The sequence below is a fragment of the Haliscomenobacter sp. genome, from assembly GCF_965225875.1.
GTDB lineage: Bacteria > Bacteroidota > Bacteroidia > Chitinophagales > Saprospiraceae > Haliscomenobacter.
Genome location: NZ_CBDDBS010000002.1, coordinates 3,359,581 through 3,374,127, shown reverse-complemented (window position 1 = coordinate 3,374,127; position 14,547 = coordinate 3,359,581). Strand labels below are relative to the sequence as shown.

Genomic DNA, 14,547 nt, shown 5'->3' with positions numbered 1-14,547 from the left:
CCGAAATTCTGCACTACTGCCTCCAAATATACTAATTTCCTGATTGATTTTAACTAGGCTTTTTCAAATAGTTCTCATCTAGCAGCACATGGATTTGATTCTCGACTTACAAAACGTAGTAAAAACCTACGACAAAAAAATTGCGGTCAACGACGTCAGCTTCGGAGTACCTCGCGCTTCGATTTTTGGCTTATTGGGACCCAATGGAGCAGGCAAAACCTCGCTGATTCGCATCATCACCACAATTACCCGAGCGGATAGCGGCAGGGTTTTCCTGGATGGTCAGGCGCTCAATAGCCGGCACCCCGAACAGATTGGCTACATGCCCGAAGAACGTGGCCTCTACAAAAAAATGAAAGTGGGCGAACAACTCACTTATCTGGCTCGATTAAAGGGGCTTTCCGCCAGCGACACCAAACAAGCGCTCAAGTATTGGATGGAAAAATTTGAAGTGACGGATTGGTGGGGCAAAAAAATTGAAGAACTATCCAAAGGGATGCAACAAAAGATCCAGTTCATCTCCACCGTACTGCACAACCCCAAGCTGATTATCCTCGACGAACCTTTCACTGGGCTGGACCCCATCAATACCAATTTGCTCAAGGACGAAATTGCTGATTTGCGAGCCAAAGGGGTCAGCATCATCTTTTCGACCCACCGCATGGAGCAGGTTGAAGAAATTTGTGACAACATCGTACTGATCGATCAGGGCCAGAACATCCTCAATGGCCCGGTCAAAACCATCCGCAACAGTTTTAAACAGAACCGCTTCAAGGTTGACTTTGCTGAAGAATGGAAAGGGACTCTGCCGCCGGGATTTGAAGTGGTTGATCAACAACCTCACTCCCTAATAGTTGGTTTGGCTGAAGGAGGCAACTCCAGCGCTTTGCTGCAACACCTCCTCGGACAAGGGGTACAGATCAGCGCATTCAACGAAATTATGCCTTCCCTGAATGAAATTTTTATTCAAGCAGTGGAAAAAAACCACCAACCAGCTAAGGCTTAATCCTATTTTCCATTATTCAAATCAACAGTCATGAATAAACTTTTTCTCATCATAAAACGGGAATACCTCACTCGGGTAACCCGACCTTCTTTCATTATCGCCACCCTGGTTACTCCCTTGGCTTTTGTAGCCTTTTTTGTAGTAGCGAGCCTCATTTTTTCTTACGAAAGTGATGATTCTAAAAAAATTGCGGTCATCGATGACAGTGGGATCCTCAAGGGAGCACTAAAGGATGAAAAAGGTCTGTACTTCAAATTTGAACAAAAGCCGCTGGCCCAGTTGCGCAAAAACTTTAAAAACAGTGGCTATGATGCCATTTTAGTTTTACCCAAAATTGACGACTTGTTTAGCAAAGATTACCAGGTGTTCTACTACACCACTGGACAATCGACGCTGGAAACCGAAGATCACATCGAAGATAGGGTCAGTGACGCCCTGCGCGACTACAAAATTGACGCACTCAAGCTGGAGCGCAAACAACTGGAGGCGCTCAACACTTCAGTAGATGTAGAACCCGAACCCATCGAAGAAGGGGGCAAGGATGCTACTAAGCTTACGAGTGCCATTGGTGCTGGTATAGGTTTTATCATGGGATTCATCATGTACATGGCCGTTTTTATTTACGGCACAATGGTGATGCGTTCGGTGATGGAGGAAAAAACCAACCGCATCGTGGAAGTGATGGTTTCTTCGGTAAAACCTTTCCAGATGATGTTGGGCAAAATCATCGGAGTCGGTGCAGTGGGGCTTACCCAGGTGCTCATCTGGGCTATCCTGATTCCGCTGCTGATCACCATTGCTCAGGTTACGATGGGCTTCAATCCTGAGCAACAAATGCCAATGGGCCCCGGAGCACCTGCCATTAATCCTGATGATACCCAAGCGCTGGTGATGGCCGCAATGAATGAGGTCGGCAATATTCGCTGGAGTTTGATTTTGCCGCTGTTTATTGTTTATTTCCTGGGGGGCTATTTCCTGTATTCCTCCATGTTTGCTGCAGTGGGCTCTGCGATTGGTGATGATATGGGGGAAGCTCAAACACTAACGATTCCGATTGTCATTCCAGTTGTACTCGCCATTTACATCATGATCAAGGCAGTTGAAACACCAACCTCCAGTTTATCAGTATTCGCTTCGATTTTCCCCTTGTTTTCACCCATTGTGATGCCAGCCATTTTAGCCAGTAATCCACCGGCATGGCAAGTCATTACCTCAGTATTGGTTTTGATTGGCACTTCCGTATTTTTTGTATGGCTCTCTGGTCGTATCTATCGGGTTGGGATTTTGTTGTATGGAAAAAAAGGAACCTTCAAGGAATTTGCAAAATGGATATTTTATAAAGAGTGAGTAAGAGATGAAAGATGAGAGATGAAAGAGGCTACCGCAGCGCTTTTGACAAGGACTTTGTCTAAGTCACTGCGGTAGCCTCTTTCATCTTTCATCTCTACTGTTTTAGTTAAAAATTTTAAGATTTTTTAGATTCATAGCGTACCTTTTTTCAGTTCTTGACGTCTAAAAACACAAATCACGGTTTTTGTTTATCTTCGCAGGTGAATCAACACCTATGGAAATTGAGTGCTGTTACCTGTAACAAAGAAATGCGGGATTTTGAAGTGATCCATGTTTACCTGCAAACCCAGGCAAACCCCTGTTTCACTTTGTTGTACAACCGGTATGTGAGTAAGGTGTATGCCAAGTGTATTTCTATCCTCAAAAACGAGGAATTGGCTCACGACGCTACCCAGGAAATCTTCTTGAAGATTTTCCTCAACCTTGCCAAATTTGGGGAAAAAGCACAGTTTTCTACCTGGGTGTATTCCATTACGTACAACTTTTGCATCGATTATTTGCGAAGAAATAAAAAACACGGTGAGTTGTTTTCCGACGACATCGAAAAAGCACCCGATACGGCCGACGAGGTGCCTGATGAGGCTTTGCTTCAGCTAGAAGTCGATACATTGCGCAAGGTATTGGATGAAATTCCTACTCCCGATCGCATCATTCTCCTGATGAAATACCAGGATGACATGCAGATCAAAGACATTGCCGAAATTTTGAACAAAACCGAAAGCGCGGTGAAAATGCAAATAAAACGTGCCAAAGAAAAGGCCCAAAAGGTCAAGGAAGATCTGATGCCGGCCACAAACTAATTCGGCTTATGAATCCTAATAACTTCCAACGGATGCTCGAAGAAGACGTCGAGCGCATCGCACCCGAAAAGTACGAACGCATTGTCAGCAGTGTGTGGGGCAACCTCGGTTTTTTGCGCATGCTCGGCGACGTCGCCGACCTGTACATGTCCCAAATGGTTGGGGTCATGGTTATGGCGGCTGGCGGCAACGACCCCGATCATTCCCAAAATCCCAACCACATTCCACCCAACACCCCGGATCGGCCAGACAACCATGGCCCCGCTGGTGTAGGCCCTCAAAGTCCTGAGGTTATTCGTTAAACAAAAATCCTTCAATCTAACCCATTGATTATGAGCCTTATTCTACTAAGCTTTATGGACTGGTTCAACAACCTTTACAATAAGTATAAACCTGCGTTTGACAAGTATTCAAATGACTTGATTGCTTTTGTACCTAAATTTATAGGTGCATTGCTGTTGTTATTTTTGGGCTGGTTTTTGGGTAGAATGATCTCCCGGTTTTTCCAAAAATTGTTGGAGCGCATCGGCGCGGATAAATTGGGAGATCGGCTCAATCAAATTGATTTTATCGCTCGTTCTCCCGTAAAACTCAAGCCCTCCATTATGGTAGGCAAGTTTTTTTATTACGTGATTTTTATTTTCTTTTTTATGGCTGCAACCGATACCTTGGGCATTACGGCGGTGTCGGAAATGATCAGCAAAATATTTGAGTACCTGCCACGTATCCTCTCCGCATTGGTGGTTTTTGTGATTGGTATCCTGTTTGCCGATATGCTCAAAAAACTTGTGCATACTGCTTGTGCTTCACTGAATATTCCTGCGGCTGGCTTGATTGCCAATTTTGTCTTTTATTTCGTCTTCATCAATGTGGCCATGATCACACTGTCGCAGGCGGGCATTGACACCAATTTTATCCAGGACAATCTTTCCATTATCCTAGCAGGTATTGTGGGCGCTTTTGCAGTGGGCTACGGCTATGCTTCGCGGCCTTTGGTTGGCAATTTACTGGCAGCCTATTACAACAAGAATAAAGTAAAGGTGGGTGACATCATCTCTATCGACGGCGTAAAAGGTAAAATCGTTGCGATGGACAATTCCACCATGACCCTCGATGCTGATGACCGCAAAATTGTGGTACCCCTAAATAAATTATCCAGCGAGAAATACGAAATATTCAAATAATCCAAACGACCAACAATGAAACGATCACTTCGCTACAAACTGCTTCTCCTGTTTGTATGGGTAGCCTTTGCCAGTTATGGACAAGAAGCAGCCGTGAAAGACACTTCTTACTGGAAAAGTGGCGCTGGCCTGGCGCTGGCTTTCGATCAGTTGCTCAACATTAACCCCCGGCAGGGTGCTGCGCAAGACCGCCTGGGCTTTGGCGGCGGCATCAACGTATTTGGGAACTATCAAAAAGGGCGCGTCGCCTGGAGCAACCTGGGTCAATGGAATTTTGGTGTACAACGCCTGGGTACCGGGGTAGTGCGCATCAATAACACTGCGGCGAACGTACCTTTCCAAAAATCGCTGGATGAATTGGTGCTGAACTCGAAGCTGGGCTTCAAAACTGCCGAAAAATCCAAGGTATTTTATGCCGCAGACTTCAACTTTTTGAGCCAACTGACGCCCACTTATCAGGGGGGCAGCAGTTTTCCCGGCCTTTTTCTGAACAATGTAGAAGGTTCTTCTCGCCTGGCCCAGCTGTTTTCACCTGCAATCATCAACCTTGCGCTAGGGGTAGATTATAAGCCTAGTGCCAAGTTTTCGCTATTTTACTCGCCATTGGGTGCCAAGTGGGTAATCGTGAGCAGCGATGCCATTGCCCTGCGCGGCGTACATGGCAACCCGGTGACCAAAAATGCCCAGGGCAACATCATTGCTGCTGAGAATGTGGATGCACAATTGGGTAGCCAGCTGCGGGCAGTGTACACCAGCAAATTTTTGGGGGATAAACTGGCTTACACCTCCAACCTTTTGTTGTTCAGCAATTACCTGAAGAACCCGCAAAACGTGGACATGGATTGGCGCAACAGCTTGTCCTGGACCCTGTTCAAAAACTTCCAATTGGGACTGCTCGTCAATTTCTTCTATGACGATGACATGAATATGTTCACCTCCGACTTCAACGCCATCAATGGCATTGAGGTAGATGGCGGCGGCAAACCTGTAACCGGGCCTCGCTTGAGTGTTACACAACAATTGTTGTTGAAGTACGCGATAACTTTTTAAGCAAAAACCGGATTTGGTTAAACAAGAAAAGTCCGATTGGCAATTAAGCTGATCGGACTTTTTCATTGGTCGTTTTCTCAATGACTAACAGGCACATTTATTCATAAGGCTCAGCGTAAAAAGAGAAGTATGTCAAAGGGAAAATGCTCAGGCTACTCAATTCATCAAAACCTCGTATCCTGAGCTTGCATATCTACAGACTTCACGAGGAAGCCTGCAGAATGCTAATGAAAGTTCCCCCTATTTACATTTTAGTATGACGCAAAAAATTACTTCCCGATTTTTAAAGAGGCTTTTGAATAGAAAGCTCACTTGAAATGAACCGTTCGACTTTCTATTCAAAAGCCAAAATCGGGAAGCTAATTTTTCTGCGTTACTTAGGCAACAGCACTGCATCAATAGAGTGAATAACACCATTGGATTGGTACACATCATAAGTATTGATGTTGGCCATTCCACCGTTTTCATCCATGATTTGAATGTTGTGCATGCCATTCATTTTTAGTTGGAGTTTGCCTCCGCTCACCGTGCTGAGGGTAGTATTGCCCTTTTTGATCATTTTGGACAAGGCTTTAAAATCGTACTTGCCTGATACTACATGGTAAGTGAGCACTCCGGTAAGCGACTTTTTGTTTTCCGGCTTCAATAGCGTTTCAACCGTGCCCGCTGGCAGGTTTTCAAAAGCGTCATTTACTGGAGCAAATACGGTAAAAGGACCAGCGCCTTTCAGGGTTTCTACCAAACCTGCTGCGCCTACTGCAGCGACCAACGTGGTATGGGCTTTGGATTTAACGGCATTTTCAACCACATTTTTGGTTGGGTACATTGGTTCGCCACCAACGTCTACCGTTTGGGCATTCAAGGAAAGGTTCACACAAACAAATGCCAGGGCCAATGTGGCCAGTTTCATACTGTTTTTCATGTTTTCAAAAAAGTTATCGGGTGATTTTGTAAATCAGTTACAGAAGATATTACGGAGGCAGGTGGGGAATTGGATTTTGAATCCTGAAAAAAATTTATTCTTTTTTGATTTTCTTTGCACCTAGCAGCTAGGTCCTGTTTAATTTATTTGTTTTAGGCGAAAATTGGACATGATCAAAAAACAGCATCCATGACATTCGACCAACCCATTCCAATCCAGGAAATCGCCCAAAAGATCAATGCCGAAATCATTGGCGACGCCACGGCCATTGCCACTGGCATCAATGAAATTCACCAGGTACGCCCCGGAGACATCACTTTTGTAGATGTAAAAAAATACTTTGAAAAATCGCTGAGTTCGGCTGCCACTTTTGTGATCCTGAATGAACGGGTGGAAGCCCCGGCAGGCAAAACCCTCTTATTTTGTGCAGACCCTTTTGCAGCCTACAACAGCATTGTGCTGGAGCATCGGCCTTATCAACACCTACAGAACAGCATCAGCCCCTTGGCTGAAATTCATCCCAGTGCCATCATCGAGCCCAATGTGGTAATTGGACCTCATGTAAAAATTGGTGCCAACAGCCACATCATGGCCAACGTCACCATTGCCGAACATACCCTGATTGGGGAAGACGTGATTGTTCAGCCCGGCGCAATCATCGGCACCGAAGCCTTTTATTTCAAGCGCAGCGCCGAAGGTTTTTTCAAATGGCGTTCTGGTGGTCGGGTGATTCTGGAAGATCGGGTAGATGTGGGCGCTGGTTGTACCATCAACAAGGGTGTCTCTGGCGATACGTTGATAGGTGCAGGAACCAAACTGGATAGCCAGGTACACATTGGTCATGATGTAGTGGTAGGCAAACGTTGCCTCTTCGCGGCTCAGGTCGGCATTGGAGGCAATTGTGTGGTTGGCGACGATGTCATTTTGTATGGCCAGGTCGGCATTGCTCAAAACCTACACATAGGGGACAAAGTGGTCGTTTTGGCTAAAAGTGGGGTCTCCAAGGATTTGGAAGAAGGTAAAGTTTATTTTGGCTATCCTGCCCAAGAGGCAAGGGCCGCGTACAAAGAGTTGGCGACGCTCAGAAGGATTACCAACGAAAAATGAAAGGGCTATTTTACCGCTTCAAAAACCATATCTAATCTGGTCGGAATAGCCGTAGGCGATACCGCACCCGGTTTTAAATAAAACAAAATCTCCAGCTTGTACCGTTCCCGAATTAAGGTACGCCGCAGGTTGGGCAAGGAAGGATTCAGATTGATGCGTGAACCAATCTTCCGCTCATCGTAATACACAATACTGAACGCTTCATCCGTAGCATAACAAACATTCGAACCACTTCGACACACCCGAATCACTACCTCCTGCAAAAAGGAATAATCGGCATTGCCTTGAATCGCCTGTAAAGTAGCCGCACGTGGCCGGATTTCCACAATTGTCGCCGTATCGATGCCCGCATTTTTAGCCAGGGCGACTACACTGGAACTCAAGTTGTCCAGGGCAAATACCCGTGGTAAGCCGCCGCTCAAGCCCGCCGGAATTTCGAAAGTAATATTGGGGACCAGGATTTCAAAAAGGCGTTCCCGCTTGTCTTTTTGGCAAGTGGCCAAAAGGAGCGGAAGGAGGATAAAAAGGCAAATTTTACGCATAGCTGGAAGATGTTTTCATCCCTTGTCAAACGTGGATTAGGCATTAAAATTTTTGCATGAACAAGGAATAACAACAATCCTTATTTTGCAGCAAAACGTAACTATTTAGCAGCCGCCTGCGGCGGTTTTTTATTTTATACCACGAAGACACTAAGGCACAAAGACATTAAGCGCAAAAATGTTGTCTCTTCGTGTCTTTGCGCCTTAGTGTCTTCGTGGTGAAAAATCCCGCCGCAGGCGGCTGCTAAATAGTTACAGCAAAACAAATTACGCTCAATGGCCACCACATGGACTCTACACCAATGCTAAACTTTATGCGGGCCCTACTGGCCGACATTGAGGCCGTCGAGTACATGCTGGACCACCAGTGGTTTGAAACCGGAGTTGCCCGCATTGGAGCTGAACAGGAAATTTGTGTGGTAGATGCCAAAACCTACAAACCGCTACCCCTCGCCGTTGAAATTTTGGAAAGTATGCCCAATTGCCCCTGGTTGGACAACGAACTAGCGCGCTTCAACCTCGAAATCAACCTCCAACCTCAGGACTTTACGGGCGCTTGTTTTCAAAACATGGAGCAGGAAATCCTGCAACGCCTGCAAGAAATTCGCGACAACCTAGGGCCTTTCAACGCCGAACTCCTGCTCACCGGTATCTTACCCACCATCCGCAAACACGACCTGGAACGGCACAACCTGACCCCACGTGAGCGCTACAACCTCCTGATCGATGCCATGACCGCACAGCGCAATGGACAAGCCTTTGAGTTTCGCCTGCGCGGCATCGATGAACTTCAAGTGCGGCATGACACCCCCTTGTTGGAGGCCTGCAATACCAGTTTCCAAATCCACCTGCAAGTCAACCCCGGGGAATACGCCCGGATGTACAATTTTGCGCTGGCGCTGGCTGGACCCACTTTGGCATTGGGGGCCAATTCTCCAATCGTTTTTGGGCGCAGATTGTGGCACGAAAGCCGCATCGCCCTCTTTCAGCAGGCCCTGGACGTGCGCACCACCCACGACCACCTGCGCGAACGCAGTACCCGAGTCAATTTTGGCAACAATTGGGTGGAAAACTCCATTTTGGACATTTACCGCGAGGACCTGGCGCGTTTCCGCACACTGATCGCCCGTGAAAGTGAAGAAAATGTGGAGGAAAAAATCCGCCGGGGTGAAACGCCCTTGCTACTCGCGCTCCGCCTACACAATTCCTCCATCTACCGCTGGAATCGGCCTTATTACGGCATTAGTCCGAATGGGAAACCCCATTTGCGCATCGAAAACCGGATTTTGCCCGCTGGGCCCAGCGTAGTGGATCAAATGGCCAATACCGCGTTTTGGACGGGCGCGATGATTGGTTGCCAACTCCATTACCCCGATGTGCGCCAAAAAATGAGCTGGGAGGATGTGCGTTCCAATTTTGAAAAAGCCGCCGCATTTGGATTGGATTCTAAATTTTCCTGGTTTGATGGGCAAAAAATCAGTGCCCGAGACTTGTTGTTGCAAGAGTTGATTCCTTTGGCCCGTTTGGGCCTTCAAGCCCGCCAAGTGGCCAGTGCCGACATTGATCAATACCTGGGTATCGCCGAAGCGCGCATGAAAGGCCATACCAATGGCGCCATCTGGCAACTCAAAGGTTACTCCAGTTTGCGCCGAAAATTGCGCGAGGACGAAGCCCTCGTAACCCTTACTGCCGCTATTCACAACCGCCAAAAACAAAACTTGCCTGTGCACGAATGGACCCCACCCAGCGCTCAGGACTTACCACATTATCGGGCGAACAGCCTCAAAGTGGAAGAGTTCATGACCACCGATCTCTTTACGGTGCAAAAGGACGATCTGATTCAGTTGGTCGCCAAATTGATGGACTGGCGGCGCATTCAGTACCTGCCCGTAGAAGACCAAAAAGGTCATTTGTGTGGTTTGATTACTGCCCGTCTGGTTTTGCGGCACCTGGCCAAACAAACCGAACTGGAAGAGCCCAGCCTTCAACGGGTACAGGACATCATGATTGCAGAACCGGTTTCGGTGCACCCATCCATGCTCATTCTGGATGCCATTAAATTGATGCGGGACAAAAAAATTGGCTGCCTGCCCGTGGTTCAAGATGGCGAACTGGTGGGCATCATTACTGAAAATGACTTTTTGGACATTACTGCACGATTGATCGAGCAGTGGGAGGCTTAGTGGCGATAAAAAAATAAGTGATCATTTTTGCCCCACTACTTGGTATAACGCAGAAAAATTAAGGTAGGAAGCCCCTGAGAAACTACATTCCTCAGGGGCTTCCTATTATCAATCTATTCGAATCAAGCGCGGAAATTTCCTACTGCCCCTGCGGTTGGAACAAGGAGTTCTCCGTTGGTGCAGCTTTGAATGGCGCGAATTTCTTGGTCAAATCATCCACAAATTTCTGATCCTTATTCTCTTTGGCGTCGCGCAACAGCGTTTCCATAGTTTGCTCAGCCAAACGTTTTTGCAAATCATAACTGGATGCAATCACATCAGGATCCTGCGAATTGATGAACTTCAGCTGCTCCAAGGTTTCTTTGGCCAAAATTTCCATGTGCGGTTTGGCCTTTATGTAAGCACCTGCCCTTACATAAATTTCCAGCATGTAGTTGGTGCGGTAATCGTAAGGGAAGTTGAAGTTGGGGAATGACTTGAAGTATTGATCGGTCAGTGCGATCGCTTTGTCATTTTTACCTTCAGCCAAAAATGCTCCAGCGGCACGGCGCATCACCAACTGCATACTTTGTAAACTTGGCGCATAGCTGTTGTCCACAAAAGTAGGCTCCTTGTCGAAGTTACCCCAGCGCCATTTTTTCATTACGTTTTCGTACACTTTATCTGAATCAACCTTTCCGCTACCAATCAAACCATAGTTCGGATCGCTAGGCGTGCGAGTAGGTACGATGCGCAGGGCCAAACCTTCCAGTTCCATATAGTCGTCCAGGCCAAAAAACTTGCTGGCCTGAGTGGTTACTGCAAAATAGATCGGGCGATCCCAGAGGTTGGAAGTGATCACGTCCAATACTGCGATGTCATCTTTGGTCATGTACTGCTGGGCAGGCATTTTCAGAGGAATCCGATCCACCAAAGTAGTATCCCCGGCTTTGGCCAGACCCATCTGAATGACCTTGGCTTTAGGCACTGGCAAGTAAACACTGCGGGTTGGCAGGTAGGACTCGGTAGAGCCACCGTTGCTCAACTGCTGTGGGTGATCCTCGCTCACAAATCGCATGAAGTCTTGAGCGCTCATTTCGCCCTGGCTACCTTGTTCAACGAAGAACATTTGATTGCGGCGGTCGCCCTGGTAAGCAGCGCTGCTCAGGGTGAGTTTTAATGCCGGAGAATCATTGATTTTGCGGCGCAGCAAGTCGATGTACCAGTCTACGGCAATCAAGCTGAGGTTGACCACCCGTACGTCGCGGCGAATGCCTTCTACCTCCTGGGCGTACCACAGTGGGTAGGTATCGTTGTCCCCATAAGTGAAAATCACGGCGTTTTTCTCCACTGAATTCAGGAAGTTGGACGCGTAATCGCGGGAGGCGTAGTGCCCGTTGCGGCTGTGATCATCAAAGTTTTGGGTACCCATCAGGATCGGCGCAATCATCACCAGCGCACCTGCCAAGCCAGCACCTACCGGGCCGCTCAATTTGACCCGATCGCGCAAGAGCTCATAAATGGCCAGTACCGCCATCCCCATCCAAATACAATAGACGAAGAAGGAACCTGCCAAAACGTAGTCCCGCTCGCGTGGCTCATTGGGAGGCTGATTGGAGTATACGATGATACCGATACCGGTGATGACAAAAAGCGCGAGCAGTCCCAGAAAATCATTGCGGCGTTTGCCAAAATGATAAACTACCCCCAGCAAACCAAAGATGAATGGCAGCAGGTAGTATTTGTTTCTCGCTGGATTGTTTTTTTGTACTTCGGGCAGTAAGGCCTGGTTGCCCAAACGAGCATTGTCTATTGCAGAGATGCCTGAAAACCAGTGCCCAGCCGATTTATCCCAGGGGTAAAGGCCTTGCTCGCCATTTTGGCGTCCGGCAAAGTTCCACATGAAATAACGCCAGTACATCCACTTGATCTGGTAGTTCCAGAAAAAGCCGAAGTTTTGGCCCTGGGTTGGTTTCCAACCTTCGGGCAATTGTTGATTTGGATCCATGCCCATCCACTGCATGTACAAAGAAGGACGCCCTTGAGAGGGATCCGCCATACGTGGGAAGAACATTTTATCGGCGTCATTGTAGACATAGTCTACTTTGTCAGAAACATGCTCGTAACGATTACCTACCCGACCATAGCGCTTCTCTGTGGTAACATCGGTAGGTTGGGCTGCAAAGTGTGGCCCACGCAACAAGGGTCGGTCACCGTACTGCTCCCGGTTGAGGTAAGGCAGCAGGCTCAAGGCATCCTTGGGCGCGTTCATATTGATTGGCGGGTTGGAGTTGGCCCGGGTAACCACCATGCCGTAAGTAGACATGGCCAAAACCATCAGGGCGAATGCCACCGCTACATTTTGTACAGTAGATTCCTGGTTTTTGTGCGCGTAACGGATCCCAAAATAAATGGCCGCCAAAATGATCAGTACGGTCGGAATGATCCCCGAGTGAAATGGCAAACCAAAAGTATTGACGAACAACAATTCAAAATTGGCCCACAAACGGGGTAGTCCGGTGATGATGAACATTTGCACCAAACCCACAATCACCACCCCTACAAAAGCAGCAATGCCCGTACCGAGGAACGTGACGTTTTTGGAACGTTTGAAGTAAAAGAACATCGCCAAAGCCGGGAAGGTCAGGATACTCAACAAGTGCACCCCAATCGACAAACCAGCCATGTATACTGCAAAAATTAACCAGCGATCGTTTTGGTGGTCATCCGGTAAAGCGTACCATTTCACCGTAGCCCAGAGGGTAAGTGCGGTAAAAAAAGTAGACATCGCATACACCTCGCCTTCCACTGCTGAAAACCAGATGGAAGTACAAAATGCAGTACCCAGACCCGCTACTAAACCAGCAGCACCCAGTGCAATCTGGTCTCCGGAGCTGGGTTCGCCATCGCGCCCAACCAGGGCCAATTTGCCCAAAATAATGGCCACCCAAGCCACAAACATGGCCGCAAATGCCGTACAAATACCCGACATCAGGTTGACCGCAAATGCAATATTTTCAGGATTGCTGGAGAAAATGCTGGCCACCCAGGCAAACATCCGGCCAACCAACAAAAACAAAGGTGCGCCAGGGGGGTGCACAACTTGGAGTTTGTAGGCACCCAGGATGAATTCGCCGCAGTCCCACAAGCTACCCGTGCGTTCGGCAGAGAGATAATAGACCACTGTCGCTACCGCGAACACCAGCCAACCAACAATGTTTGTTGTACGCTTAAAAGAACTCATGCGTTCGTTGTAATTTTTCTAAATTTAGTAATACACTATTAACCAAAGATTTAGCTTAGCTTCTTATTTTGACCTGCAAAAGTAATAAAATATTGAGCATTACTGCCGAACCGGGGAATGGGAATGTGGAAAAAACTATACTTTTGCCACATTCTTACCTCTTAGATGTCCATTTGGTGCAAAAAGTTTCCTGCAACATCAAATAATAGCACTTACCTTTGTAGCAAATTTTACCGCCATGCTGAAAATGCTTTTCATGCTTGCCGTGATCTACATTGCGTATCGCCTCTTTACCTATAAGCCGGCTTTACCTGGGCGAAAGCCGCAAGATCACATCCGCAATGCGCACCAGAATGAACCAGGTACGCAGGGTAAAAAAGCGAATTCCAAATACGACGACGATTACATCGATTATGAAGAACTCAAGTGACGGCCCAACACCCGACAATGCTCAAGAACGCATCGGAGACTGGGTACTGTATAAAAACAACCAATTAATTGCCTTCAACAAGCCCGCAGGGATTCCAGCCCAGGCCGACAAAACCGGGGATAAATCGCTGTTGCAACTGGCAGAGATTTTTACCAAATCCTCGGTACAATTGGTTCATCGATTGGACCGCCCGGCCAGTGGGGTTGTGTTAGTAGCCAAAACGCCTAAAGCCTTAGCCAACCTCAATGAACAATTCCGCAATCGGCAGGTACAAAAAACTTACCTGGCGGTGGTAGAGGCCATGCCTGCAGAACCCAATGGCCGCCTTGAGCATTGGATTTGGAAAAACGGCCAAACCAACCGCTCCGTGATCAGCACGGAAAAGGGTCATGCCAATGCAGAACAAGCTATTCTTGAATACAAGCACCTCGGCAGCAGCGAGCGCTATCACTTACTGGAAGTCAATTTATTAACCGGGCGCCACCATCAAATTCGGGCGCAACTTGCCGCCATGGGCTGCATCATCAAGGGCGATGTAAAATACGGCGCTCGCCGCAGCAATAAAGACCGTTCTATTCACTTACATGCCTGGAAACTGAGCTTTCTGCATCCTGTAACCCAGGAAAACGTCATTCTTACTGCACCATTGCCTGTGGATCCGGTTTGGGATGCGATGGCAGCTTACTTGGGTTGAGATAAAAAGTTTAAATGTTGAAGTGTTGAAAAGTTGGGGCTACCGCAAGAATGGGT

The 14,547-nt window shown here is 47.5% G+C and carries 13 protein-coding genes; 10 read left to right on the top strand and 3 right to left on the bottom strand.

Going from position 1 to position 14,547, the window contains the following annotated elements; translation table 11 throughout:
* Window positions 1–88 precede the first annotated feature (88 nt).
* The 6 genes from ACO08K_RS16150 (at window position 89) to ACO08K_RS16125 (ending at window position 5,390) form a co-directional block, all read left to right on the top strand.
* Complete coding sequence (locus tag ACO08K_RS16150; protein WP_421797440.1) at window positions 89–1,006, top strand: ABC transporter ATP-binding protein; 918 nt, start codon at window positions 89–91, stop codon at window positions 1,004–1,006.
* A 30-nt stretch (window positions 1,007–1,036) separates the two neighbouring features.
* Window positions 1,037–2,353 carry an ABC transporter permease gene (locus ACO08K_RS16145; RefSeq protein WP_421797439.1) on the top strand — a complete coding sequence of 439 codons (1,317 nt, stop codon included), beginning with the start codon at window positions 1,037–1,039 and terminating at the stop codon, window positions 2,351–2,353.
* Between the two features lie 203 nt (window positions 2,354–2,556).
* Window positions 2,557–3,156 carry an RNA polymerase sigma factor gene (locus ACO08K_RS16140; RefSeq protein ID WP_421797438.1) on the top strand — a complete coding sequence of 200 codons (600 nt, stop codon included), beginning with the start codon at window positions 2,557–2,559 and terminating at the stop codon, window positions 3,154–3,156.
* A gap of 8 nt (window positions 3,157–3,164) precedes the next feature.
* Window positions 3,165–3,458, top strand: coding sequence for a hypothetical protein (locus ACO08K_RS16135; RefSeq protein ID WP_421797437.1), 294 nt, complete (start codon window positions 3,165–3,167; stop codon window positions 3,456–3,458).
* A gap of 30 nt (window positions 3,459–3,488) precedes the next feature.
* Window positions 3,489–4,340 carry a mechanosensitive ion channel family protein gene (locus ACO08K_RS16130; protein WP_421797436.1) on the top strand — a complete coding sequence of 284 codons (852 nt, stop codon included), beginning with the start codon at window positions 3,489–3,491 and terminating at the stop codon, window positions 4,338–4,340.
* Window positions 4,341–4,355: 15 nt separating this feature from the next.
* On the top strand, window positions 4,356–5,390 hold the full coding sequence (locus ACO08K_RS16125; RefSeq protein ID WP_421797435.1) for a DUF3078 domain-containing protein: 1,035 nt from the start codon (window positions 4,356–4,358) through the stop codon (window positions 5,388–5,390).
* Window positions 5,391–5,763: 373 nt separating this feature from the next.
* Here ACO08K_RS16125 and ACO08K_RS16120 read toward each other — a convergent pair whose 3' ends face one another.
* Window positions 5,764–6,312: a fasciclin domain-containing protein gene (locus ACO08K_RS16120; RefSeq protein WP_421797434.1), complete on the bottom strand. Its 549-nt coding sequence runs from the start codon at window positions 6,310–6,312 to the stop codon at window positions 5,764–5,766.
* Window positions 6,313–6,501: 189 nt separating this feature from the next.
* Between ACO08K_RS16120 and ACO08K_RS16115 the strand changes: the two genes are divergently transcribed.
* The gene (locus tag ACO08K_RS16115) at window positions 6,502–7,419 is read left to right on the top strand and encodes a UDP-3-O-(3-hydroxymyristoyl)glucosamine N-acyltransferase (RefSeq protein WP_421797433.1); all 918 of its coding nucleotides are present in this window, start codon (window positions 6,502–6,504) and stop codon (window positions 7,417–7,419) included.
* Window positions 7,420–7,424: 5 nt separating this feature from the next.
* Here the strand turns inward: ACO08K_RS16115 and ACO08K_RS16110 are convergent, their stop codons facing one another.
* Window positions 7,425–7,961, bottom strand: a complete 537-nt coding sequence (locus ACO08K_RS16110) for a hypothetical protein (protein WP_421797432.1) — start codon at window positions 7,959–7,961, stop codon at window positions 7,425–7,427.
* 287 nt (window positions 7,962–8,248) lie between these two features.
* On the opposite strand from ACO08K_RS16110, the gene ACO08K_RS16105 reads away from it, so the two are divergent.
* Window positions 8,249–10,144, top strand: coding sequence for a CBS domain-containing protein (locus ACO08K_RS16105; protein WP_421797431.1), 1,896 nt, complete (start codon window positions 8,249–8,251; stop codon window positions 10,142–10,144).
* A 139-nt stretch (window positions 10,145–10,283) separates the two neighbouring features.
* On the opposite strand, the gene ACO08K_RS16100 is transcribed toward ACO08K_RS16105, so the two are convergent.
* On the bottom strand, window positions 10,284–13,367 hold the full coding sequence (locus tag ACO08K_RS16100; protein WP_421797430.1) for a DUF2723 domain-containing protein: 3,084 nt from the start codon (window positions 13,365–13,367) through the stop codon (window positions 10,284–10,286).
* 238 nt (window positions 13,368–13,605) lie between these two features.
* Here ACO08K_RS16100 and ACO08K_RS16095 point away from each other — a divergent pair, with 238 nt between their 5' ends.
* Together ACO08K_RS16095 and ACO08K_RS16090 are read left to right on the top strand one after the other, a co-directional pair.
* Window positions 13,606–13,797, top strand: a complete 192-nt coding sequence (locus ACO08K_RS16095; protein ID WP_421797429.1) for a hypothetical protein — start codon at window positions 13,606–13,608, stop codon at window positions 13,795–13,797.
* A complete protein-coding gene (locus ACO08K_RS16090) occupies window positions 13,781–14,491 on the top strand; it encodes an RluA family pseudouridine synthase (protein ID WP_421797428.1) in 711 nt (236 codons plus the stop codon). The genes ACO08K_RS16095 and ACO08K_RS16090 overlap by 17 nt, the downstream gene beginning before the upstream one ends.
* Window positions 14,492–14,547: the final 56 nt, after the last annotated feature.